Raw genomic sequence first — 24,576 nt, forward strand, 5'->3', positions numbered from 1 at the left:
CAGGGAAGCTTGCTTCCTTGTTGCTTAATTAGCGCACAATAATTAAATTATATTTTTACAAATCATTTTAAACGATAGAAAAAATGGCAGATTTGAAACAATTCGCAGAACAATTAGTTAACTTAACAGTTAAAGAAGTTAACGAATTAGCAACAATATTAAAAGACGAGTATGGTATCGAGCCTGCTGCTGCAGCTGTAGTAGTTGCTGCTGGTGGTGGAGAAGGTGCTGCTGAAGAAGCACAAACTGAATTTACAGTTGTATTAAAAGAAGCTGGTGCTTCTAAATTAGCAGTTGTAAAATTAGTTAAAGAACTTACAGGTTTAGGTCTTAAAGAAGCTAAAGATGTAGTTGATGGTGCTCCAAGTACTGTTAAAGAAGGTGTTTCTAAAGAAGAGGCTGAAGGTCTTAAAAAATCATTAGAAGAAGCTGGAGCTGTTGTTGAGTTAAAATAACAAAACACAGTTTAGAACTAGGTTTAGACCTTGGATGTAACCATCCAAGGGTCTAAACCATTTTTCGTATAATAAAATATATCAAGTTTTATTATCAAATAGTTTAAAATACGAAAAAGTTTTTGATCAATACGAAGAAAAAAAATTGAACTTCCTTTACGGTTTATTTTTAAAGATGTATTGATTATAATAAGAAAGTATAGATTAAACAGTGTGTCTTACACAAAAAAAATTACTTTTTTTTAATCAAAATTTTGTCCATTGATGATAACAAATCAGACTGAAAGATTGAATTTTGCCTCTACAAAAAATATCCCTGACTATCCAGATTTTCTAGATGTTCAGGTTAAATCTTTTAAAGATTTCTTTCAATTAGAAACGAAATCTGACGAAAGAGGCAACGAAGGGTTATACAATACCTTCATGGAAAACTTCCCAATTACAGATACAAGAAATAACTTTGTATTGGAATTCCTAGATTATTTTGTTGATCCTCCACGTTATACAATTCAAGAATGTATAGAGAGAGGTCTTACGTATAGTGTGCCTTTAAAAGCTAGGTTAAAACTATATTGTACAGATCCAGAACACGAAGATTTTGAAACTATTGTACAAGATGTTTATCTTGGAACAATTCCTTACATGACTCCTAGTGGTACTTTTGTTATTAATGGTGCCGAGCGTGTTGTAGTATCTCAATTACACCGTTCTCCAGGGGTTTTCTTTGGACAGTCATTCCACGCAAATGGAACTAAACTTTATTCTGCAAGAGTAATTCCTTTTAAAGGTTCTTGGATAGAATTCTCTACTGATATTAACAGCGTAATGTACGCGTATATCGATAGAAAGAAAAAATTACCTGTAACAACTTTATTCCGTGCTATCGGTTTCGAAAGGGATAAGGATATCCTTGAAATTTTCGACTTAGCAGAAGAAATTAAAGTTTCTAAAACAGGAATTAAGAAATATATTGGAAGAAGACTTGCTGCGCGTGTTTTGAACACATGGCACGAGGATTTCGTAGATGAGGATACCGGAGAGGTAGTTTCTATCGAGCGTAACGAAATCATCCTTGATCGTGATACTATTATCGACAAAGATAATGTTGAAGAGATCATCGATTCTAACGTAAAATCTATTTTGTTGCACAAAGAGGATAACAACCAAGCAGATTATGCTATTATCCACAACACGTTACAAAAAGATCCAACAAACTCTGAAAAAGAAGCTGTAGAGCACATTTACCGTCAGTTGCGTAACGCTGAACCGCCTGATGAGGAAACTGCTCGTGGTATTATAGATAAATTATTCTTCTCTGATCAACGTTACAACTTAGGTGAAGTTGGTCGTTATAGAATGAACAAAAAATTGGCTTTAGATATCCCTATGGATAAGCAAGTGCTTACCAAAGAAGATATCATTACCATTGTAAAATATTTGATTGAATTGATCAACTCTAAAGCGGAGATTGATGATATTGATCACTTATCAAACCGTCGTGTTAGAACAGTTGGAGAACAATTGTCTCAACAATTCGGTGTTGGTTTAGCACGTATGGCTAGAACTATTCGTGAGAGAATGAACGTTAGAGATAACGAGGTGTTTACACCAATTGATTTGATTAATGCTAAAACATTATCATCAGTTATCAACTCTTTCTTTGGTACTAACCAGTTATCTCAATTTATGGACCAAACGAATCCGTTAGCTGAGATTACACACAAAAGAAGACTTTCTGCACTTGGACCAGGTGGACTTTCGAGAGAGAGAGCTGGTTTCGAGGTTCGTGACGTTCACTATACTCACTATGGTCGTTTATGTCCGATTGAAACTCCTGAGGGACCAAACATTGGTTTGATTTCATCTCTTGGTGTTTATGCAAAAGTAAACGGAATGGGATTCATCGAAACTCCATACCGTAAAGTAACTAATGGTGTAGTTGATTTAGAAAGTACTCCAGTTTACTTAAGTGCTGAAGAAGAAGAAGGTAAAATGATTGCTCAGGCGAACATTGAAATGGACGCTACAGGTAAAATTACAGCTAGCAATGTTATTGCTCGTGAGGAAGGTGACTTCCCAGTTGTTGAACCATCTGTAGTACATTATACAGACGTTGCTCCTAACCAGATCGCTTCGATTTCTGCATCTTTGATTCCTTTCTTGGAGCATGATGATGCGAACCGTGCGTTGATGGGATCAAACATGATGCGTCAGGCTGTTCCTTTGATCCGTCCTGAAGCACCGATTGTTGGTACAGGTTTAGAGCGTCAGGTAGCTTCAGATTCAAGAGTATTAATCAATGCTGAAGGGCATGGTACTGTTGAATACGTAGATGCTAACATCATTACTATTAAATACGATCGTACAGAAGACGAGAGAATGGTAAGTTTTGATGCTGATGAGAAAACGTACAACTTAATTAAATTTAGAAAAACCAATCAAGGTACAAGTATCAACTTGAAGCCTATCGTAAGAAGAGGTGATAGAGTTGTTCCTGGACAAGTATTGTCTGAAGGTTATGCTACTCAAAATGGAGAATTAGCTTTAGGTAGAAACTTAAAAGTTGCGTTCATGCCATGGAAAGGGTACAACTTCGAGGATGCGATTGTAATTTCTGAGAAAGTAGTTCGTGATGATATTTTTACATCTATCCACGTTGATGATTATTCATTAGAGGTTAGAGATACTAAGTTAGGAAATGAAGAGTTAACAAACGATATTCCTAACGTTTCTGAAGAAGCTACTAAAGATTTAGATGAAAACGGTATGATCAGAATTGGAGCAGAGGTTAAGCCTGGCGACATTTTGATTGGTAAAATTACACCAAAAGGAGAATCAGATCCTACTCCAGAGGAGAAATTGCTTCGTGCGATCTTCGGAGATAAAGCAGGTGATGTGAAAGATGCTTCATTAAAAGCTTCTCCATCTTTACATGGTGTAGTTCTTGACAAAAAATTATTTGCAAGAGCCGTAAAAGATAAACGTAAACGTACTCAAGATAAAGATGCTTTAGGCGCTTTAGAAATGGAATTCGAAACTAAATTTGTTGAATTAAAAGACAGATTAGTTGAGAAATTATTCTTGATCGTTAACGGAAAAACATCTCAAGGTGTAATGAATGATTTGGGTGAAGAAGTTTTACCAAAAGGTAAAAAATATACTCAAAAAATGCTTTACGCAGTAGAAGATTTTGCTCACTTAAGCAAAGGTCAGTGGGTTGCTGATGACGCTACAAATAAAATGGTTAATGATTTAATTCATAACTATAAAATTAAGCTGAACGACTTACAAGGAGCTTTAAGAAGAGAGAAATTCACTATTACAGTTGGAGATGAATTACCATCTGGAATCTTGAAATTGGCTAAAATCTATATCGCTAAAAAACGTAAGTTAAAAGTTGGTGATAAAATGGCAGGACGTCACGGTAACAAAGGTATTGTTGCTAGAATCGTTCGTCATGAAGATATGCCTTTCTTAGAAGACGGAACACCAGTAGATATCGTATTGAATCCACTTGGGGTACCTTCACGTATGAACATTGGTCAGATTTATGAGACTGTTCTTGGATGGGCTGGTATGAACTTGGGTAGAAAATTTGCTACTCCAATTTTTGACGGTGCTTCTCTTGACGAAATCAATGCTTTGACTGATGAGGCTAACGTACCACGTTTTGGACATACATATCTTTATGATGGTGGAACTGGAGAGCGTTTTGCACAAAAAGCAACTGTGGGTGTAATTTACATGCTTAAATTAGGACACATGGTTGATGATAAGATGCACGCACGTTCTATCGGACCATACTCATTGATTACGCAACAGCCACTTGGAGGTAAGGCTCAATTTGGAGGTCAGCGTTTTGGAGAGATGGAGGTTTGGGCACTTGAGGCTTATGGAGCTTCTAGTACTTTACGTGAAATCTTAACTGTTAAGTCTGATGACGTTATTGGTAGAGCTAAAACTTACGAAGCTATCGTTAAGGGTGAAACTATGCCAGAACCAGGTTTACCAGAATCATTCAATGTATTAATGCACGAATTGAAAGGTCTAGGATTAGATCTTCGTTTGGAAGAATAAATAAAAGTTTCTAGTCACAGTCTCAGTATTCAGTTTAGCACTGAAAACTGGGACTGAGACTGTTTACTAAATGTTAGAAGTTTTTAAAGATTTATACCCGTAAACCGTTCCGATTTTTTATAACAATGCAAGGCATTTTATAACTAGCGCTTCAAATAAGAATTTGAGGTTTAGAGAAGTAACCCGAGGTAGTAGCTGAATGATTAACTCTTATTTATTAAGAGTAAATTATAAATCTAAATTCAATTTTTTAATTGCAAAATAAATCAATAGTAAAAACTATGATGAATAACAGAAACAATAAAGAAAAAAATCCAGTAAAAAGATTTAACAAAATTTCTATTGGATTGGCTTCACCAGAATCTATCTTGAAAGAATCAAGAGGAGAGGTTTTAAAGCCAGAAACAATTAACTATAGAACTCACAAACCAGAGCGTGACGGACTTTTCTGCGAAAGAATCTTCGGACCAGTAAAAGATTTTGAATGTGCTTGTGGTAAGTATAAAAGAATTCGTTACAAAGGTATCATCTGTGACCGTTGTGGTGTTGAAGTTACTGAGAAAAAAGTACGTCGTGATAGAGTAGGACACATCAACCTTGTTGTGCCAATTGCTCACATCTGGTACTTCCGTTCTCTTCCAAACAAAATTGGTTATATCCTTGGTCTTCCATCTAAGAAATTAGATATGATCATCTACTACGAAAGATACGTAGTAATCCAAGCTGGTATTGCTAAAAATGCAGATGGAGAATCTTTACAAAGATTAGATTTCTTAACTGAAGAAGAATATTTAAATATTTTAGATACTCTTCCACAAGAAAATCAATATTTAGATGATTTAGATCCTAATAAATTTGTTGCCAAAATGGGAGCAGAGTGTATTATGGATTTATTAGCTCGTATTGACTTAGATGCTTTATCTTATGAATTAAGACACAGCGCTAACAACGAAACATCTAAACAAAGAAAAACTGAAGCTTTAAAAAGATTACAAGTTGTTGAATCTTTCCGTGAGTCTAACGAAAACCGCGAAAACCGTCCAGAATGGATGATTATGAAAGTGGTTCCAGTTATCCCGCCAGAATTACGTCCGCTTGTGCCACTTGATGGAGGTCGTTTTGCAACTTCAGATTTGAACGATTTATATCGTCGTGTAATCATCCGTAACAATCGTTTGAAAAGATTAATGGAGATTAAAGCTCCAGAAGTTATCTTAAGAAACGAAAAACGTATGTTGCAAGAATCTGTAGATTCATTATTCGATAACACACGTAAAGCTTCTGCTGTTAAAACAGAATCTAACAGACCATTAAAATCATTATCTGACTCATTAAAAGGTAAGCAAGGACGTTTCCGTCAAAACCTTTTAGGAAAACGTGTGGATTATTCTGCTCGTTCGGTAATTGTCGTTGGTCCAGAGTTAAAATTATATGAGTGTGGATTGCCAAAAGATATGGCTTCTGAATTATACAAACCATTCGTTATCCGTAAATTGATCGAAAGAGGTATTGTAAAAACAGTAAAATCTGCTAAGAAAATCATTGATAAGAAAGAGCCTGTAGTTTGGGATATCCTTGAAAACGTAATTAAAGGACACCCAGTATTACTTAACCGTGCTCCTACTTTGCACAGACTTGGTATTCAAGCTTTCCAGCCAAAATTAATTGAAGGAAAAGCGATTCAATTACACCCATTAGTATGTACGGCATTCAACGCCGATTTCGATGGTGATCAGATGGCGGTTCACTTACCATTAGGACCAGAAGCTATTTTAGAGGCACAATTATTAATGTTGGCTTCTCACAATATCTTGAACCCTGCAAATGGTGCTCCAATTACTGTACCTTCTCAGGACATGGTCTTGGGTCTATACTATATGACCAAAGAGCGTATTTCTACAGAAGACCACAAAATTATTGGTCAGGATTTAACTTTCTATTCTGCTGAAGAAGTAAACATTGCATTAAACGAAGGAAGATTAGAATTGAATGCTCGTGTGAAAATTAGAGCAAAAGATTTTAATGATGCTGGAGAATTAGTGTATCAAATTATTCAAACAACTGCAGGACGTGTATTATTTAACGAAGTAGTACCTGAAGCAGCTGGATATATCAACGACGTATTGACTAAGAAAAACCTTAGAGATATTATCGGACACATTTTAAGTGTGACTGATGTACCTACAACGGCAGCTTTCTTGGATAATATGAAAGATATGGGTTATAAATTCGCATTTAGAGGAGGTTTATCATTCTCTTTAGGTGATATTAGAATTCCAGAACAAAAAACGAAGTTAATTGCAGATGCTAGAGAGCAAGTTGAAGGTATCTCAACTAACTATAACATGGGGCTTATTACAAATAACGAGCGTTACAACCAAGTTATTGACGTATGGACTTCAGCAAATGCTCAGTTAACAGAGTTAGCAATGAAAAATATTAGAGAAGACCAACAAGGTTTCAACTCTGTATATATGATGCTTGACTCTGGAGCGAGGGGTTCTAAGGAGCAGATTCGTCAGTTAACTGGTATGCGTGGTTTGATGGCTAAGCCTAAAAAATCTACTGCTGGTGGTGGTGAGATTATTGAAAACCCGATTCTTTCTAACTTTAAGGAAGGTCTTTCGATCCTTGAGTACTTTATTTCTACTCACGGTGCTCGTAAAGGTCTTGCGGATACGGCTCTTAAAACGGCCGATGCTGGTTACTTAACAAGAAGGCTTCATGACGTTTCTCAAGATGTTATTGTAAACATCGAAGATTGTGGAACTTTAAGAGGTGTTGAAGTTGCTGCATTGAAGAAAAATGAGGAAATCGTTGAATCTTTAGGAGAGAGAATTTTAGGACGTGTTGCATTGCAAGACGTTATTAATCCTCTTACTAATGAAGTAATGGTTAAATCTGGAGAGCAAATTACTGAAGCAATTATGAGAACTATCGAAGCTTCTCCAATTGAAAAAGTAGAGGTTAGATCTCCATTAACTTGTGAAGCTTTAAAAGGTATTTGTGCTAAATGTTACGGTAGAAACTTAGCTACTGGTAAAATGACACAAAGAGGTGAAGCTGTCGGAGTTATTGCAGCTCAGTCTATTGGAGAGCCAGGTACACAGTTGACACTTCGTACGTTCCACGTTGGAGGGGTTGCTGGAGGTATCTCTGAAGAGTCTAGTATTGTTACAAGATTCGCAGGTAGACTTGAAATTGAAGATTTAAAAACAGTTAAAGGAGAAGACGGAGAAGGTAACTCTGTTGATATCGTAGTTTCACGTTCAACTGAATTAAAATTAGTTGACGAGAAAACTGGAATTGTTTTAAATACACATAACATTCCTTACGGTTCTAGTATCTTTGTTGGAGATGGAGAAACTGTAGCTAAAGGAACTGTAATCTGTAAATGGGATCCATATAACGGTGTAATTGTTTCTGAGTTTACTGGTAAGATTGCTTACGAAGATTTAGAGCAAGGACAATCGTTCATGGTTGAGATCGATGAGCAGACTGGTTTCCAAGAAAAAGTAATTTCTGAAGCTAGAAACAAAAAATTAATCCCAACTTTATTAGTTTATGGTAAAGAAGGTGAATTGATTCGTTCTTACAACTTACCAGTAGGTGCACACTTAATGGTTGAAAACGGTGAGAAAATTAAAGCAGGTAAAGTATTAGTAAAAATCCCACGTCGTTCTTCTAAAGCGGGCGATATCACGGGAGGTTTACCAAGAATTACTGAGCTTCTTGAGGCTCGTAACCCTTCTAACCCAGCAGTTGTATCTGAAATTGATGGTGTTGTTTCTTTTGGAAAAATCAAAAGAGGTAACCGTGAGATCGTTATCGAATCTAAATTTGGTGAGATTAAAAAGTATTTAGTTAAACTTTCAAGCCAAATCTTAGTACAAGAGAATGACTTCGTAAGAGCGGGAGTTCCATTGTCTGATGGTGCGATTACACCAGATGATATCTTAAGAATTCAAGGTCCGGCTGCTGTTCAACAGTACTTGGTAAATGAAATTCAAGAGGTTTACCGTTTACAAGGGGTAAAAATTAATGATAAGCACTTTGAGGTAGTTATTCGTCAAATGATGCGTAAAGTAAGAGTTCAGGATCCAGGTGATACTTTATTCTTAGAAGACCAATTAATCCATACTAAAGATTTCATCGTTCAAAACGATAAATTGTACGGTATGAAAGTGGTTGAAGATGCTGGAGATTCTTCAGTATTGAAACCAGGTCAGATCATTACACCTCGTGAATTACGTGATGAAAATTCATTATTGAAACGTACAGATAAAAATCTTGTTGTAGCAAGAGATGTAATCACTGCAACTGCAACGCCAGTTCTTCAAGGTATTACAAGAGCTTCGTTACAAACTAAATCATTCATTTCTGCGGCTTCATTCCAGGAGACAACGAAAGTACTTAACGAAGCTGCAGTAGCTGGTAAAGTAGATGATCTAGAAGGATTAAAAGAAAATGTAATTGTTGGACACAGAATTCCTGCGGGAACTGGTATGAGAGAGTACGATAACACTATCGTAGGATCTAAAGACGATTACAACGAAATGATGGCAAATAAAGAAGAATACATTTATTAATTAGGAAACTATGAGTAATCCGAAACAACAACAAGAGCAAATTAATATTGAGTTGGACGAAACTATTGCAGAAGGAATTTATTCTAATCTTGCAATTATCAATCACTCATCATCTGAGTTTGTTTTAGATTTTGTGAGTATTATGCCAGGTATTCCTAAAGCCAAGGTAAAATCAAGAATTGTCTTGACACCACAACATGCTAAAAGATTATTAAAAGCAATAGGTGAAAATATCCATAGATTTGAGGCAGCTCATGGCGAAATCAAAGAAACGGAACAAGCGCCAATTCCGCTTAATTTTGGTCCAACTGGACAAGCATAAATTATAAAGCCCCTTTTTTAAGGGGCTTTTTTTTGTAATAAAGCAAAGATGCAGTTGGTCTGATTTAATTTACTTTAGTCGACTAAATTTCTTTTTAATCGTGTTATGTCTTAATTTGGTATAACCTAAAAAAGATTGAATTTTGAAATATAATGACTTAGTAAGGTTAATTTAATTCAAATTAAAAAAAAGCGCTGATTTTAGAATTAGCGCTTTTTTTATGCAAATTATAAAAGGCTGTTTAAAATTTTAAACAGCCTTTTATAATTTATTTAAAGTTTAGATTTAATCAAACTCCGATGTGAAAAATAATTTTACACTAGGATATTTACTCTGCGTCATTTGAATTGTAAAATCAGAATCGGCTAAAAATACCAATTGCCCGTATTTATCGTGAGCAAGGAATTTTTGTTTGATACGTTTAAATTCTTTGAATTCTTCGTTTTTAGCATCATCAGGTTTTACCCAGCACGCTTTATGAACAGGGAAGTTCTCGTAAGTACATTTAGCACCATATTCGTGCTCTAAACGATATTGAATTACCTCATATTGTAACGCTCCAACAGTTCCGATAACTTTACGATTATTCATCTCTAAAGTAAACAACTGCGCTACACCTTCATCCATTAACTGATCAACTCCTTTTTCTAATTGCTTAGCTTTCATCGGGTCGGCGTTGTTGATATATCTAAAGTGCTCTGGAGAGAAACTTGGAATTCCTTTAAAGCTCATAATTTCACCTTCTGTTAAAGTATCTCCAATTTTAAAGTTTCCTGTGTCATGCAAACCAACAATATCACCAGGATAAGAAATGTCTACAATTTCTTTTTTCTCGGCGAAAAAGGCATTTGGACTTGAGAATTTTAAATTTTTCTTCTGACGAACGTGGTAATAAGGCTTATTTCTTTCGAAAGTTCCAGAAACAATTTTGATAAAGGCTAAACGGTCACGGTGTTTTGGATCCATATTGGCGTGGATTTTAAAAACAAATCCTGTCATTTTCTCCTCTGTAGGCTCAACTGTACGGGTCTCAGAATCTTTTGGTCTTGGAGATGGAGCAATTGTAATGAAACAATCTAATAATTCACGAACTCCAAAATTATTTAAGGCTGAACCGAAGAATACGGGCTGAATTTTTCCATCTAAATAATCTTGACGCTCAAATTTAGGATAAACCTCATCGATTAACTCTAATTCTTCACGAAGTTTGTTCGCTGCTTTTTCACCTACAATTTTATCTAATTCTGGATTATTCTGTACATCAGAAAAAGCGATTGTTTCCTCGATATTTTTACGACTGTCTCCGCTGAAAAGGTTAATGTTTTGTTCCCATAAATTATAAATTCCTTGGAAATCGTAACCCATTCCGATTGGGAAACTTAACGGTGTAACTTTTAAACCTAATTTTTGTTCTACTTCATCCATCAAATCGAAAGCATCTTTACCTTCACGATCTAATTTGTTGATGAAAACAATCATAGGAATATTACGCATTCTACAAACAGCCACTAATTTTTCTGTTTGTTCCTCAACCCCTTTAGCAACGTCAATTACAACAATTACGCTGTCTACGGCAGTTAAAGTTCTAAATGTATCTTCAGCAAAATCCTTGTGTCCAGGAGTATCAAGGATATTGATTTTTTTATCTTTATAATTAAAAGCAAGCACAGAAGTCGAAACCGAGATACCTCTTTGGCGTTCGATTTCCATAAAGTCACTCGTTGCTCCTTTTTTAATTTTGTTATTCTTTACAGCTCCTGCTTCTTGAATTGCACCTCCAAATAAAAGTAATTTCTCTGTTAATGTCGTTTTACCGGCATCGGGATGCGATATAATTCCAAATGTTCTTCTGCGTTGTATTTCTTTTAAAAAGCTCATATTTCGTATAAATAGGTTGCAAAAGTACTATTAAATTACGGCTTTTTAAAAATATTCAGTTCCTAAATTTGGTAGTCTTTACTTCTAACGGGATTTTTAAACAAAAAAATAAGGCTGTTTTGCAACAGCCTTAAATAGTCATTTTTAAAATTACTGATTAATTGACCAAATTGAATATCCTTTTGGAGGACATTGTATTTTTACCCATTTGTCTGCCTGAGTAGTTGGGTACCAAGTTGAGTTTCCTGTAAAATCTTTAATTTGAGTATTAGCCCAATTGGTCTGAATCCATCTTTCTTGCCAAACGTCAGAGTTATTAATGTAAACTACCAATCCTGGATTTCCGTTGTATCCATTTCTTCGTGCAACATATTCGTCATTATCAGAATATAAAATAGAAGTTGTTCCAGTTGCTTTGTTGTTGTGGATCCAGATTAGATTGTTTAATTTATTTTTGTCTAACCATTCTTCATAATCTCTATAAAAAATAGTTGGATAACCTTCATGAGTTAATATATAGGAGTACGCAAGCATTTTGCTCCAAATTTCATCAGTATCATGATTAGTTACAAAAGTTACCGCTTTGTATGGATTACGTTTCCACATCATATCATCATTCAGCAATGCAAGATTATTTCCATCAAAAGCATCATTCATTTTGTAATAGCAAGCAAAGTCAAAAACAGAACTATTAGCTGCGTTTGCCCAATCATTTAAAACATTTACATTTGAATCCCATAATTCTCCAACAGAAAATCCGCCTACATTGGCATTCCAAGCATTTACAACCCAAGCACCAAAACCTTTTACGTAGTCGAATCTCCAGCCATCAAATTTCATGGTATTTTTATAGTATTTACCAACTCCATCAGCTCTAATCCACAACCAGTCTTTTACATAAGGATCGGCATGGCATAAGTCAGGAAATCCTCCAAACGAGCCTTCATCATTATTGCCATAGCTGTTTTTGTAGAAATTAGCATAAGTACGTTTGAATTTTCCAGACGCTATTCCATTAAAATTAGTCCAAGTATTTGTTCCAGTAAAAGGATTCGCTTCAGATTGTCCGCCACTGTTATGGTTAATTACAATATCCGCATAAACCTTGATGTTTTCTGTGTGAGCTGCTGTAATTAAATTGACTAATTCGGTTTTTGATCCGAATCTTGTTTCCGTTGTTCCATTCTGGTTATAATCTCCAAAATCAAAATAATCCGTTGGGTCATATCCCATAGAAAAAGCTCCATTTTGCGCTTTTGAAGCAGGCGGAAGCCAAATTGAGCCAATTCCAGCATTTCCCCAAGCCGTTACTTTACTGCTTACTGTATTCCACCAATTTCCTCCAGCGGGAACATCCCAGTAGAAAGCTTGCATCATAACACCTCCGCCAGGATTATCAACATATTTTCCTGTTGTAGAATTGCTTGAAACCCCTGTGCTGAAAGGTTTACCATCGTGATGCGTAACATCAATGATTTTAAATTTTTGACTTTCAGCTTTTGCGTCCGATGCGTTGATTTCATTTTCAGAACACGAATACAGAAGTGCGCTAAATGCCGTAATAAGGCATAATTTTAAAATAGGTTTTTTCATAATAGATGTGGTTAAGTTAAATAGTGAGCTTTATAATTGTTTAATTATAAGGTTTAAAAACGCAGATATTGCTATTTTTTTACCTTGTAAATTATTAATTACGCATCTAAAGTAAAGTTTTTTTGATTTAATTTTAATTTGCAATAAAATAGAGGTTAACGAAAACGTTGTAGTGTTGAGAACTTTTTTTTATGGTGCTTATAATTAGGTATTTATTTGATGTTTAAAACTAAATTTAAGAAGCAATTAGAAACTGTCTTTCATTGAATTAGAAAAATTGGAAGAAATGATTTCGTACGTTGAAAGAGAACTATCCTATAATTTTTTGTTAATACTATATCGGATAGTTGGATTATGTAATTGAATTGTTATTTTTGTTCGTTATAAGTTACGAAAGAACTATACTTTAATTATTTATGTTTGATGAACATACATAGTTTCAGAGGGATTATCTAAAACAGGCTTACATTCAAATAAAAATTAAAATAATGCTATTAAAAAAATTACAGCTAAAAACAATTGATTACAAGTTTGCACTAACAATTTGTTTTTTTCTTTTTTTTACTCCAATTATCTCAGCGCAAGAAATTATTCCTGATGTTGTGGCCCAAAAACCAATTGAAGTTCCTTCTGGTGGGAAATTGAAAATCGACGGAATTATTGCGACAGTAGGAGATTATATCGTTTTAGATTCTGATATCGATAAAGGATTTTTAGAAATTACTGCGCAAGGCGGATCTGTAAAAGATATTACAAGATGCCAGATGCTTGGTAAACTTTTAGAAGATAAATTGTATGCTCACCAAGCAATTCAGGATAGTATTATCGTAAGTGATGCGGAGGTAAGAGGAATGATGGAAGATCGTCTTAATTACATGACGCAACAGGTAGGAGATATCAATAAAGTTGTTGAATACTATAAAAAAAGTTCGGTAGAAGAGTTTAAGACATATTTTGCTGATATCTTAAAGGAGCAAAAATTAGCATCAGAAATGAGAGATAAAATCGTTAAAGATGTTGAAATCACTCCAGAAGAAGTTCGTAATTTCTTTAAAAAAATCCCAAAAGATGAATTGCCAACTTTTGGAGCTGAAATGGAAGTAGCGCAGATTGTTGTGGAGCCTAAAATTTCTAAAGAAGACAAGCAAAAAGTTATCGATAGGTTAAATGCAATTCGACAAGACGTTCTAGAAGGTTCTAGTTTTGCAACAAAAGCAGTTTTATATTCTCAAGATCCAGGATCGGCACCAAACGGTGGATATTATAAAATGACAAGAAAAACTCCTTTTGTCAAAGAATTTAAAGATGTTGCATTTAGTTTACAAGCAGGTGAGATCTCTCAGCCATTTGAAACTACTTTTGGATACCATATTATTATGGTAGAAAAAATTAAAGGGCAAGAAGTAGAGCTTCGCCATATTTTGATTGCTCCAACTGTTTCTGAAGCGGCTTTAAAAGAAGCAAAAGAAAGAATTACAAATATTAGAAATAAAATCATCAATAAAGAGCTGACTTTTGCTGACGCGGCAAGAACAGAATCTGATGAAAAGGAAACTAGAGCAAACGGAGGAACATTGGTAAATCCAACCACACAAGATACTCGATTTGAGTTGACAAAAATGGATCCGACTTTATACAGTCAGGTTTCAAATTTGAAAGGAGATGAAATTTCTCAACCACTTTTAAATACTGATGATAAAGGTAAAAAAACATATAAGTTAATTACAGTTACCAACAGAATTGAAGATCATACTGCAGATTATGCTAAAGATTATACTAAGATCAAAGAATTAGCATTAAAAGAAAAGCAGATTAATGCCATTGCAAAATGGTTTGATGCTAAAATTAAAGACACTTACATCAAAATTATCGGCGAGTATAAAGACTGTTCTTTTGCAAACAATTGGTTGAAAAAATAAGTTTTAATAAATAAATAAAAAGAGTTAGTTTTATGAATTCATAGAATTAACTCTTTTTAATTTTAAATACATTCATAAATGTCTGACGTAACAGCAATTCACAATTTAGTTCAAAAAAGAAATGAATTAAAAAAAGAAATAGCGAAAATCATTGTAGGGCAAGACGCCGTTGTAGATCAAATTTTACTGTGTATATTTTCTGGAGGACACGCACTTTTAATTGGAGTTCCTGGTTTAGCAAAAACCTTAATGATTAATACTTTGTCTCAGGCTTTAGGTCTGGATTTTAAAAGAATTCAGTTTACGCCAGATTTGATGCCTTCTGATATTTTAGGAAGCGAAATTTTAGATGAAAATAGGAATTTCAAATTCATTAAAGGGCCCATTTTTTCTAATATTATTTTGGCCGATGAGATAAACAGAACGCCGCCAAAAACACAAGCAGCTTTGCTGGAAGCAATGCAAGAAAGATCGGTGACAATTGCAGGACAACATCATAAATTAGATTTGCCATATTTTGTTTTAGCGACTCAAAACCCTATTGAACAAGAAGGAACTTATCCTTTGCCAGAAGCGCAATTAGACCGTTTTATGTTTGCTATTAAATTGGAATATCCAACTTTTGAAGAAGAAGTTCAAGTTGTAAAAAGAACAACTTCTGATGTTAAAACAGAAATTAATCCGTTATTTACAGCTCAGGAAATTATCGATTTTCAGCACCTAATTCGTAGAATTCCTGTTGCAGATAATGTTATAGAATATGCGGTAACTCTAGTAAGCAAAACTCGTCCAGATAATAGTTTAACTAACGATTTTGTGAAAAACTATTTAGATTGGGGAGCAGGGCCAAGAGCTTCGCAAAACTTAATTCTAGCAGCAAAAGCCCATGCGGCTTTTAATGGGAAATTCTCACCAGATATTGAGGATGTTCAAGCTGTTGCGACCGGTATCTTGAGACACAGAATTATTAAAAACTATAAAGCTGATGCTGAAGGTATAACAGAAGAAGTTATTATTAAAAAATTAATGTAAAATTTAAAATTTACATTAATAGAATCCTGATAATTTATTATCAGGATTTTTTGTTTTTAGCAAGTCAAAAACTCTTCTCAAAAGACGTTTAAAATCTCAACTATAACGTTATAATTGCTTATTTAGAAAGATTCTTCTTGAAAATAGGGGTAAAAACTTACTTGTTTTCTAACATCAAATTTCGACTTTGTTAAAGAAAAGATCTTTAAATGTTAATAATTCATTATTTTGATGTAAAATTGAGTTTTTGTCAAAAACAAGCAGTGAAAATCGTTTTTTAGCAATAATAATTTTTGAAAAGGCTTGTTCTATTAAATTTTTTTTAATTATCGTCTTTAATGCTTAAATTTGCCTCAAAAAAATAAATCCGCTTTTATTATGAATATTTATCAGGATTACATTCAAGAAATTGAAGAAAGAAAAAATCAAGGGTTACACCCTAAACCAATCGATGGAGCTGACTTATTAAGCGAAATCATTGCTCAAATTAAAGATGTTGATAACGCAAATCGCGAAGACTCTCTTAAGTTTTTTATTTACAATACTTTACCTGGTACTACAAGTGCCGCAGGTGAAAAAGCAAAGTTTTTAAAAGAAATTATTTTAGGTGAATCTTTAGTAAAAGAGATTACACCTGCTTTTGCTTTTGAATTATTATCACACATGAAGGGTGGACCTTCAATTGAAGTGTTATTAGATCTAGCTTTAGGAAATGATACTGCAATTGCTCAACAAGCAGCAGACGTTCTTAAAACTCAAGTTTTCCTTTATGATGCAGATACTGACCGTTTAAGAGAAGCGTTCAAAAATGATAATGCATTCGCTAAAGAAATTATCGAAAGTTATGCAAAAGCTGAATTCTTCACTAAACTTCCAGAAATAGCTGAAGAAATCAAAGTTGTTACATATATTGCTGGTGAAGGGGATATCTCTACAGATTTACTTTCTCCAGGAAACCAAGCTCACTCTCGTTCAGACCGTGAACTTCATGGTAAATGTATGATTACGCCTGAAGCACAAAAGGAAATTCAGGCATTACAAGCAAAACACCCAGATGCAAGCGTAATGCTAATTGCTGAAAAAGGTACAATGGGAGTTGGTTCTTCTAGAATGTCAGGTGTAAACAACGTGGCACTTTGGACAGGAAAACAAGCAAGTGAATATGTTCCATTTGTAAATATTGCTCCAATTGTTGGGGGTACAAACGGTATTTCTCCAATTTTCCTTACTACAGTTGACGTAACTGGTGGTATTGGAATTGACCTTAAAAACTGGGTTAAAAAATTAGATGCAGACGGAAAACCAGTATTGAACGAAAATAATGAACCAATTCTTGAGCAAACATATTCTGTTGCTACAGGAACTGTTCTTACTATTAATACTCAAACTAAAAAATTATACAACGGAGATCAAGAATTAATTGATATTTCTAGATCATTTACTCCTCAGAAAAAAGAGTTCATTAGAGCTGGAGGATCGTACGCAATTGTATTTGGTAAAAAACTTCAAACTTTTGCTGCTAAATTATTGGATATCGAAGCTCCTGCAGTATTTGCTCCATCTAAAGAAATTTCTAACGAAGGACAAGGTTTAACTGCAGTTGAAAAAATCTTCAACAAAAATGCTGTAGGTATTGCTCCAGGAAAAGTTTTACACGCCGGATCTGATGTTCGTGTAGAAGTAAACATCGTAGGTTCTCAAGATACTACAGGTCTTATGACGGCTCAAGAATTAGAGTCTATGGCTGCTACAGTTATTTCTCCAATTGTTGACGGTGCTTACCAATCTGGTTGTCATACTGCATCAGTTTGGGATAAAAAAGCTCAGGCTAACATTCCTAAATTAATGAAGTTTATGAACAATTTTGGTTTGATCACGGCTCGTGACCCAAAAGGTGTTTATCATTCAATGACAGACGTAATCCACAAAGTGCTTAATGATATTACTATCGACGAATGGGCAATCATTATCGGTGGTGACTCTCACACGAGAATGTCTAAAGGTGTTGCTTTTGGTGCTGACTCAGGAACTGTTGCTCTTGCATTGGCTACGGGAGAGGCTTCTATGCCAATTCCAGAATCTGTAAAAGTAACTTTCAAAGGAGACATGAAAGGTTATATGGATTTCCGTGATGTGGTTCACGCTACACAAGCTCAAATGCTTAAGCAATTCAACGGTGAGAACGTATTCCAAGGAAGAATCATTGAGGTTCACATCGGAACTCTTACTGCCGACCAAGCGTTTACATTTACAGACTGGACTGCAGAGATGAAAGCAAAAGCTTCTATCTGTATTTCAGAAGACGATACTTTGATCGAATCATTGGATATTGCTAAAGGCAGAATCCAGATCATGATTGATAAAGGAATGGATAACGATAGACAAGTTCTTCAAGGTTTAATCAACAAAGCAGATAAGAGAATCACTGAAATTAAATCTGGCGAAAAACCAGCTTTAACTCCAGATGCCAATGCTAAATATTATGCTGAAGTTGTAGTTGATTTGGATCTAATTGCAGAGCCAATGATTGCTGACCCAGATGTTAATAATAAAGACGTTTCTAAACGTTATACTCACGATACTATCAGACCATTATCTTTCTATGGTGGAGAGAAAAAAGTAGATCTTGGATTTATTGGTTCTTGTATGGTTCACAAAGGAGATATGAAAATCCTTGCTCAGATGTTGAAAAACGTTGAAGCACAAACAGGAAAAGTTGAATTTAACGCTCCTCTTGTAGTTGCTCCTCCTACTTACAACATCGTTGATGAGTTAAAAGCTGAAGGTGACTGGGAAGTTTTACAAAAATACTCTGGTTTCGAATTTGACGATAACGCTCCTAAAGGTGCAGCTCGTACAGAATACGAAAACATGTTATACTTAGAGCGTCCAGGATGTAACCTTTGTATGGGTAACCAAGAAAAAGCAGCTAAAGGAGATACAGTAATGGCGACATCTACTCGTTTATTCCAAGGAAGAGTTGTAGAAGATAAAGAAGGTAAAAAAGGAGAATCGTTGCTTTCTTCTACTCCAGTTGTGGTTCTTTCTACAATCTTAGGTAGAACTCCAACAATGGAAGAATATACTGCAGCGGTAGATGGTATTAACTTAACTAAGTTCGCACCTTCTAACAAACAATTAGTTATGTAATCGAAAGATTATTTAATAATATATTGAAAGCCCGAGTCGTAAAACTCGGGCTTTTTTAGTAATAATTGTTCTATTTTTTGTAACTTGTCATGTTCAAAAAAGAATAATAAAAACAAAAAATCTATGGCTTTTGATATCGAAATGATTAAAAAAGTGTACGAAAACATGCCAGGTCGCGTTGATAAAGCGCGCGAGATTGTTGGTCGTCCGCTTACTTTAACAGAGAAAATTTTATACAATCACCTTTGGGATGGAAATCCTACTAAGGCGTTTGGAAGAGGAATTGATTACGTTGATTTTGCACCCGATCGCGTAGCTTGTCAAGATGCAACTGCACAAATGGCATTATTACAATTTATGCATGCTGGTAAATCTAAAGTGGCAGTTCCAACAACGGTTCATTGTGATCACTTAATTCAGGCAAAAGTAGATGCTGTAACCGATTTGGCAAGAGCAAAAACACAGAGTAATGAAGTTTTCGACTTCTTATCTTCTGTTTCTAATAAATACGGAATTGGTTTCTGGAAGCCAGGAGCTGGAATTATTCACCAAGTTGTACTTGAAAATTATGCATTTCCAGGCGGAATGATGATTGGTACCGATTCTCATACTGTAAATGCAGGTGGTTTAGGAATGGTCGCAATTGGTGTTGGTGGAGCAGATGCTGTAGATGTTATGTCTGGAATGGCTTGGGAACTTAAATTTCCTAAATTAATCGGAGTTAAATTAACTGGTAAATTATCGGGATGGACGGCTCCAAAAGATGTTATTCTTAAAGTGGCAGGGATTCTTACTGTAAAAGGTGGTACTGGAGCTATTGTAGAGTATTTTGGTGAAGGTGCAACAGCTATGTCTTGTACAGGTAAAGGAACAATTTGTAATATGGGAGCTGAGATTGGAGCTACAACTTCAACTTTTGGTTACGATGATTCAATGAGCCGTTACTTACGTTCGACAAATAGAGCAGAAGTGGCTGATGCTGCAGATAAAATTGCTTCTTACTTAACTGGAGATCCAGAGGTATATGCAGATCCAGAAAAATATTTTGATCAAGTTATCGAAATAAACTTATCTACATTAGAACCGCATTTAAATGGTCCTTTTACTCCGGATTTAGCTACTCCAATTTCTAAAATGAAAGAAGAAGCGGTTAAAAATAATTGGCCATTACAAATTCAAGTTGGTCTAATAGGTTCTTGCACAAACTCTTCTTACGAAGATATTTCTCGTGCAGCTTCATTGGCGAGACAGGTTGCTGATAAAAATTTAAAAACAAAATCACAGTTTACAATCACTCCAGGTTCTGAAGTAGTTCGTTCTACAATCGAAAGAGATGGGTTTATTGATACTTTCCATAAAATAGGGGCAACAGTTTTTGCAAATGCCTGCGGACCATGTATTGGTATGTGGGATAGAGAAGGAGCAGAAAAAGAAGAAAGAAACACCATTGTGCACTCTTTCAATCGTAACTTTTCAAAACGTGCAGATGGTAACCCAAATACTTTGGCCTTTGTAGGATCGCCAGAATTGGTAACAGCTTTGGCTATTGCAGGTGATTTAAGTTTCAATCCATTGACAGATAAATTAATCAACGAAGATGGAGAAGAGGTAATGCTTGACGAGCCAACAGGAGACGAACTTCCTGCTAAAGGCTTCTATGCTGAAGATCCAGGTTTTCAAGCTCCAGCGGAAGATGGTTCAAGTGTTCAAGTAGTGGTTAATCCAGCTTCAGAGCGTTTACAATTATTAGCTCCATTTGATGCTTGGGATGGTAAAAATATTACTGGTGCTAAATTGTTAATTAAAGCATTCGGAAAATGTACTACAGACCACATTTCTATGGCTGGACCTTGGTTGCGTTTCCGTGGACACTTAGATAATATTTCAAACAATATGTTGATTGGAGCGGTAAATGCTTACAATCAAAAAACAAATTCGGTTAAAAACCAATTGACTGGCGAATATGATGCTGTTCCTGCTGTAGCTCGTTCATACAAAGCGGCTGGAGTTCCATCTATCGTAGTGGGAGATCATAACTACGGAGAAGGTTCTTCTCGTGAGCATGCGGCTATGGAACCACGTTTCTTAGGAGTTAAAGCGGTGTTGGTGAAATCTTTCGCTCGTATTCACGAAACAAACCTTAAAAAACAAGGTCTTTTAGGATTGACATTTGCAAACGAAGCAGATTACGATAAAATCCAAGAAGATGACACCATTAACTTCTTAGATTTAACAGAATTTGCTCCGGGCAAACCATTAACATTAGAATTTGTTCATGCAGATGGTACAAAAGATATTATCTTGGCAAACCATACTTACAACGCAGGTCAAATTGGATGGTTTGTTGCAGGTTCTGCATTAAATTTAATTGCAGCCGGAAAAGCTTAATATTTAAATTTTATATAAAATAAAAGCCCTGTGAAAAGAGGGCTTTTATTTTTATCAGCAATATGTTGATGTGATTAGTTTTTGTTTGCTAAACTATCTTGTGATAGAACTCTAATTCGGTAAGGTCTTGTGGTCTCAAATTCGTCTATAGAAATGCTATATGTTTTAGACGAAGGAGATGTGTAGTAATTGCTAAAATCGTATCCTCCAATGATATATAATTTATCATTAATAAAGTGCATTGCAGTACATTTTAGCTCAAGATTAATATAAAATTCTTTAATTAGTTTTGATTTTGTATTGTAAACAAACAGTTTTCCGTCTTCAAATATATAAATAGTGTCTTCATTGTATGTAACTGCAGGATTTTCGAGTCGGCAAAGTAAAGTTGCTTCCTTTTTCCAGCTTTCATTTGTTAAATCGAAACTCTGAATATCAGAAAAACTTCTATTGTCGGAATTGCCAATTGTAAAAATTTTGTCCTCAATTAAAACTCCGCTTACTTCTTGGGCTACAGGCATTTTTGCTAATTCATACCATAGGCCAGAAGTTAAATTGTACAGATGTACTTTATCTGTAAAAATTTTTGCACCTCTTACAGTTGATTTTATTGATCCGCCCATAACAATAATGTTATCCTTGTAGGTAAAAGAAGCAAAGTTTACGGCTTTATGTGGATTTGTTTTGTCAATTGCAATTTGATTTGTGTTAAGGTCAAAAACTTCAATTTCATTATCTAGAAATTCATGTTTTTTATTGCCTAGAGGTCCTCTTTTTCCTCCCAAAACATAAAGTGTGTTATTGTAAAAATTTATACTATGGTAGGCTCGTTTTTTTAATTTTTGATTTGATTTCTCCCATACATCTGTTTTTGGATCATAAGTAAGTAGATCTCCCTTGTAAAAAACTTTACCTTGATCGCCTCCAATCTCTTGAAGGTATTTGTTCAAAAAAAGAGGATCGTTAAATCTAGTGGGATCACCGCCGCCAATGTCTTTTGATTTTATAGTAGTTAAAACATTCCATTGTTCACTATTATCACCTCCAACAACATAAATTTTGCCATTTGCTACCACAGAGCCAAAAGAATAAATGCCGTACTCTAAAGGTGACAGTTTGGTGAAGTTAAGTTTCGATTTTAATTTAGACCACCTATTATCATTTACAGTTACATTTTTTAAAGTTTCAACATCTTCTTCAAGAGAGATAATATAATTTGACTTTTTTAAATCTTTAATTGCAATTTTTGTTGTGATATATCCGATATGAGAAACCTGAAGAGTGTCATTTGGATTTATTTTATTATTCAATGAAAATTCTCCTTTTCCATTGGTTAAAGTTCCAATTTGAGTGCGCAATAAATAGATATTGGTATCTTCTACTGGTAAGTTTGTCGCTTGAGATTTAACAATTCCGCTTACTGTTTGCGCATTTGTAATAAAAGGCAGTAAAACGATAATATACAGTAGTTTTTTCACGGTAAATAAGTTTTGTCTTGGATTAAATTCTTTAAAAAGTCTCTTAAAACTGAGGATTATAGTGGCTTATTTGAAGTAAATTTAGTATTAATTTTTTTGAGTTCCAATGAAATAAAATAGACTTTCAGTTAAAAATCAAAGTTTATTCTATTTTTAAAATAAGACATAAAAAAATGCCCTGTTTTTTGCAGAGCATTTTTATCATGAGTTAGTTTCTTTGAGCAACATTATTTTGAGACAAAATTCTAATGCGGTTTGGTGCGGTAGTGTCAAATTCGTCAATAGAAATACTGTACACTTTTGATGAAGGAATCTTCATGAACGAACCAAATGAATAGCCTCCAAGAATATACAATTTGTTATTTATAAAATGCATCGTGGCATCTCTTAATTGAAGATCGACAAAGTATTCTTTAATCTGTTTTGATTTTGTATTGTAGATTGAAAGCTTCCCATCTTCAAAAAGGTAAATATCATCAACATTGTAAGCAATTGCTGGATTTTCTAAATGAGAAATTAAAGTTGCTTCATTTTTCCAAGTTTCATTTGTTAAATCAAAACTCTGAATCTCAGATAAGCTTTTGTTGTCATTATTTCCAACGGTAAAAATTTTATCTCCAATCAAAACTCCTTTTACTTCTTTGGCAACCGGCATTTTTTCTAGCTCATACCATAATCCAGAAGTGATGTTGTACATGTGCACTTTGTCTGTAAAAGTTTTTTCTCCTTTTTCGGTCTTTTTTGTAGAGCCGCCCATAACAATAATATTGTCTTTATAGACAAAAGAAGCAAAGTCTGCAGCCATATGAGGATTGGTTTTGTCAATGGTAATCGAGTTTTTATTAATGTCAAAAACTTCAATTTCGTTTTCTAAATATTCAAATCTTTGGTTTGTAGACATTCTTTTACCTCCTAAAACATAAAGTGTATTGTTGTAGCAATTTACGTTATGATAAGCTCTTCTCTTGAATTTTGTATTTGATTTCTCCCATACATCTGTTTTAGGATCGTAAATAAGCAAGTCTTCCCTGTAAAATTTTTTGGCTACTTGCATTTGAAGTAATTGTAGATATTTTTTTTGGAAGTTAGGATCGTTGTCATAGCTTATGCTTCTTTCCTTTAAAATCTTTAGTACATTCTCTTCTTCGCTGATATCACCGCCTACAATATAAATCTTGCCATTTACAACTGTCGAACCAAAAGAATACAGAACATTATTTAAAGATTCAAGCTTAGTAAAGTCAAGTTTAGATTTTAATTTCGCCTGACGATTGGTGATCTCTACATTATTAAGAGTTTCGATATCTTCTTTAAGTGAAATGATAAAGTTTGACTTTTTAAAATCGGCAATTGCAATTTTTGTCGAGATGTAGCCAATATGTGATACCTGAAGTGTGTCGTTTGCTTTTGCTTTGCTTAAAGAAAACTCTCCAATGTTATTGGTTATGGTTCCTATTTGAGCTCGTAGTGCATATATGTTTGCATCTTCAATTGGTAAATTGGTAGTTTCAGATTTAACAATTCCGCTTATTGTTTGCGCATTTGTAATAAAAGGCAGTAAAATGACAATGTAGAGTAGTTTTTTCACAATATTAGGTTTTAGTTTGGTTCGAAAATTTTTTAAAATGCAACTTTTTATAAAAAACTGCGTTTCAAAAAGTTGGCTCAATTTTTATGCCGAGGCTGTTAATTTGA

At 34.5% G+C, this 24,576-nt stretch carries 12 protein-coding genes; 8 read left to right on the forward strand and 4 right to left on the reverse strand.

Annotated elements, in window-relative coordinates; translation table 11 throughout:
- The first annotated feature begins 83 nt into the window (after nt 1-83).
- The 4 genes from rplL (at nt 84) to QLQ95_RS13520 (ending at nt 9,443) form a co-directional block, all read left to right on the forward strand.
- A complete protein-coding gene (rplL, locus tag QLQ95_RS13505; protein ID WP_025572412.1) occupies nt 84-455 on the forward strand; it encodes a 50S ribosomal protein L7/L12 in 372 nt (123 codons plus the stop codon).
- A gap of 264 nt (nt 456-719) precedes the next feature.
- The gene (gene rpoB, locus QLQ95_RS13510) at nt 720-4,532 is read left to right on the forward strand and encodes a DNA-directed RNA polymerase subunit beta (protein ID WP_095928762.1); all 3,813 of its coding nucleotides are present in this window, start codon (nt 720-722) and stop codon (nt 4,530-4,532) included.
- A 281-nt stretch (nt 4,533-4,813) separates the two neighbouring features.
- Nucleotides 4,814-9,121: a DNA-directed RNA polymerase subunit beta' gene (rpoC, locus tag QLQ95_RS13515; protein WP_095928763.1), complete on the forward strand. Its 4,308-nt coding sequence runs from the start codon at nt 4,814-4,816 to the stop codon at nt 9,119-9,121.
- 10 nt (nt 9,122-9,131) lie between these two features.
- A complete protein-coding gene (locus QLQ95_RS13520) occupies nt 9,132-9,443 on the forward strand; it encodes a DUF3467 domain-containing protein (RefSeq protein WP_055094614.1) in 312 nt (103 codons plus the stop codon).
- Nucleotides 9,444-9,728: 285 nt separating this feature from the next.
- On the opposite strand, the gene QLQ95_RS13525 is transcribed toward QLQ95_RS13520, so the two are convergent.
- Complete coding sequence (locus QLQ95_RS13525; protein ID WP_320492934.1) at nt 9,729-11,321, reverse strand: peptide chain release factor 3; 1,593 nt, start codon at nt 11,319-11,321, stop codon at nt 9,729-9,731.
- 150 nt (nt 11,322-11,471) lie between these two features.
- On the reverse strand, nt 11,472-12,914 hold the full coding sequence (locus QLQ95_RS13530; RefSeq protein WP_095928766.1) for an alpha-amylase: 1,443 nt from the start codon (nt 12,912-12,914) through the stop codon (nt 11,472-11,474).
- A 488-nt stretch (nt 12,915-13,402) separates the two neighbouring features.
- Here QLQ95_RS13530 and QLQ95_RS13535 point away from each other — a divergent pair, with 488 nt between their 5' ends.
- The 4 genes from QLQ95_RS13535 (at nt 13,403) to QLQ95_RS13550 (ending at nt 21,403) form a co-directional block, all read left to right on the forward strand.
- On the forward strand, nt 13,403-14,833 hold the full coding sequence (locus QLQ95_RS13535) for a peptidylprolyl isomerase (protein ID WP_095928767.1): 1,431 nt from the start codon (nt 13,403-13,405) through the stop codon (nt 14,831-14,833).
- Nucleotides 14,834-14,911: 78 nt separating this feature from the next.
- Nucleotides 14,912-15,865, forward strand: coding sequence for an AAA family ATPase (locus QLQ95_RS13540; protein WP_095928768.1), 954 nt, complete (start codon nt 14,912-14,914; stop codon nt 15,863-15,865).
- 378 nt (nt 15,866-16,243) lie between these two features.
- Nucleotides 16,244-19,015 carry a bifunctional aconitate hydratase 2/2-methylisocitrate dehydratase gene (locus QLQ95_RS13545; RefSeq protein ID WP_320492936.1) on the forward strand — a complete coding sequence of 924 codons (2,772 nt, stop codon included), beginning with the start codon at nt 16,244-16,246 and terminating at the stop codon, nt 19,013-19,015.
- Between the two features lie 123 nt (nt 19,016-19,138).
- Entirely contained in the window at nt 19,139-21,403 is a 2,265-nt protein-coding gene (locus tag QLQ95_RS13550; protein WP_428239067.1) for an aconitate hydratase, read from the forward strand.
- Between the two features lie 74 nt (nt 21,404-21,477).
- On the opposite strand, the gene QLQ95_RS13555 is transcribed toward QLQ95_RS13550, so the two are convergent.
- The gene (locus QLQ95_RS13555; RefSeq protein WP_428239068.1) at nt 21,478-22,881 is read right to left on the reverse strand and encodes a Kelch repeat-containing protein; all 1,404 of its coding nucleotides are present in this window, start codon (nt 22,879-22,881) and stop codon (nt 21,478-21,480) included.
- Between the two features lie 208 nt (nt 22,882-23,089).
- Complete coding sequence (locus QLQ95_RS13560) at nt 23,090-24,469, reverse strand: Kelch repeat-containing protein (RefSeq protein ID WP_428239069.1); 1,380 nt, start codon at nt 24,467-24,469, stop codon at nt 23,090-23,092.
- Nucleotides 24,470-24,576: the final 107 nt, after the last annotated feature.

It is taken from the genome of Flavobacterium sp. B330r (assembly GCF_056824325.1).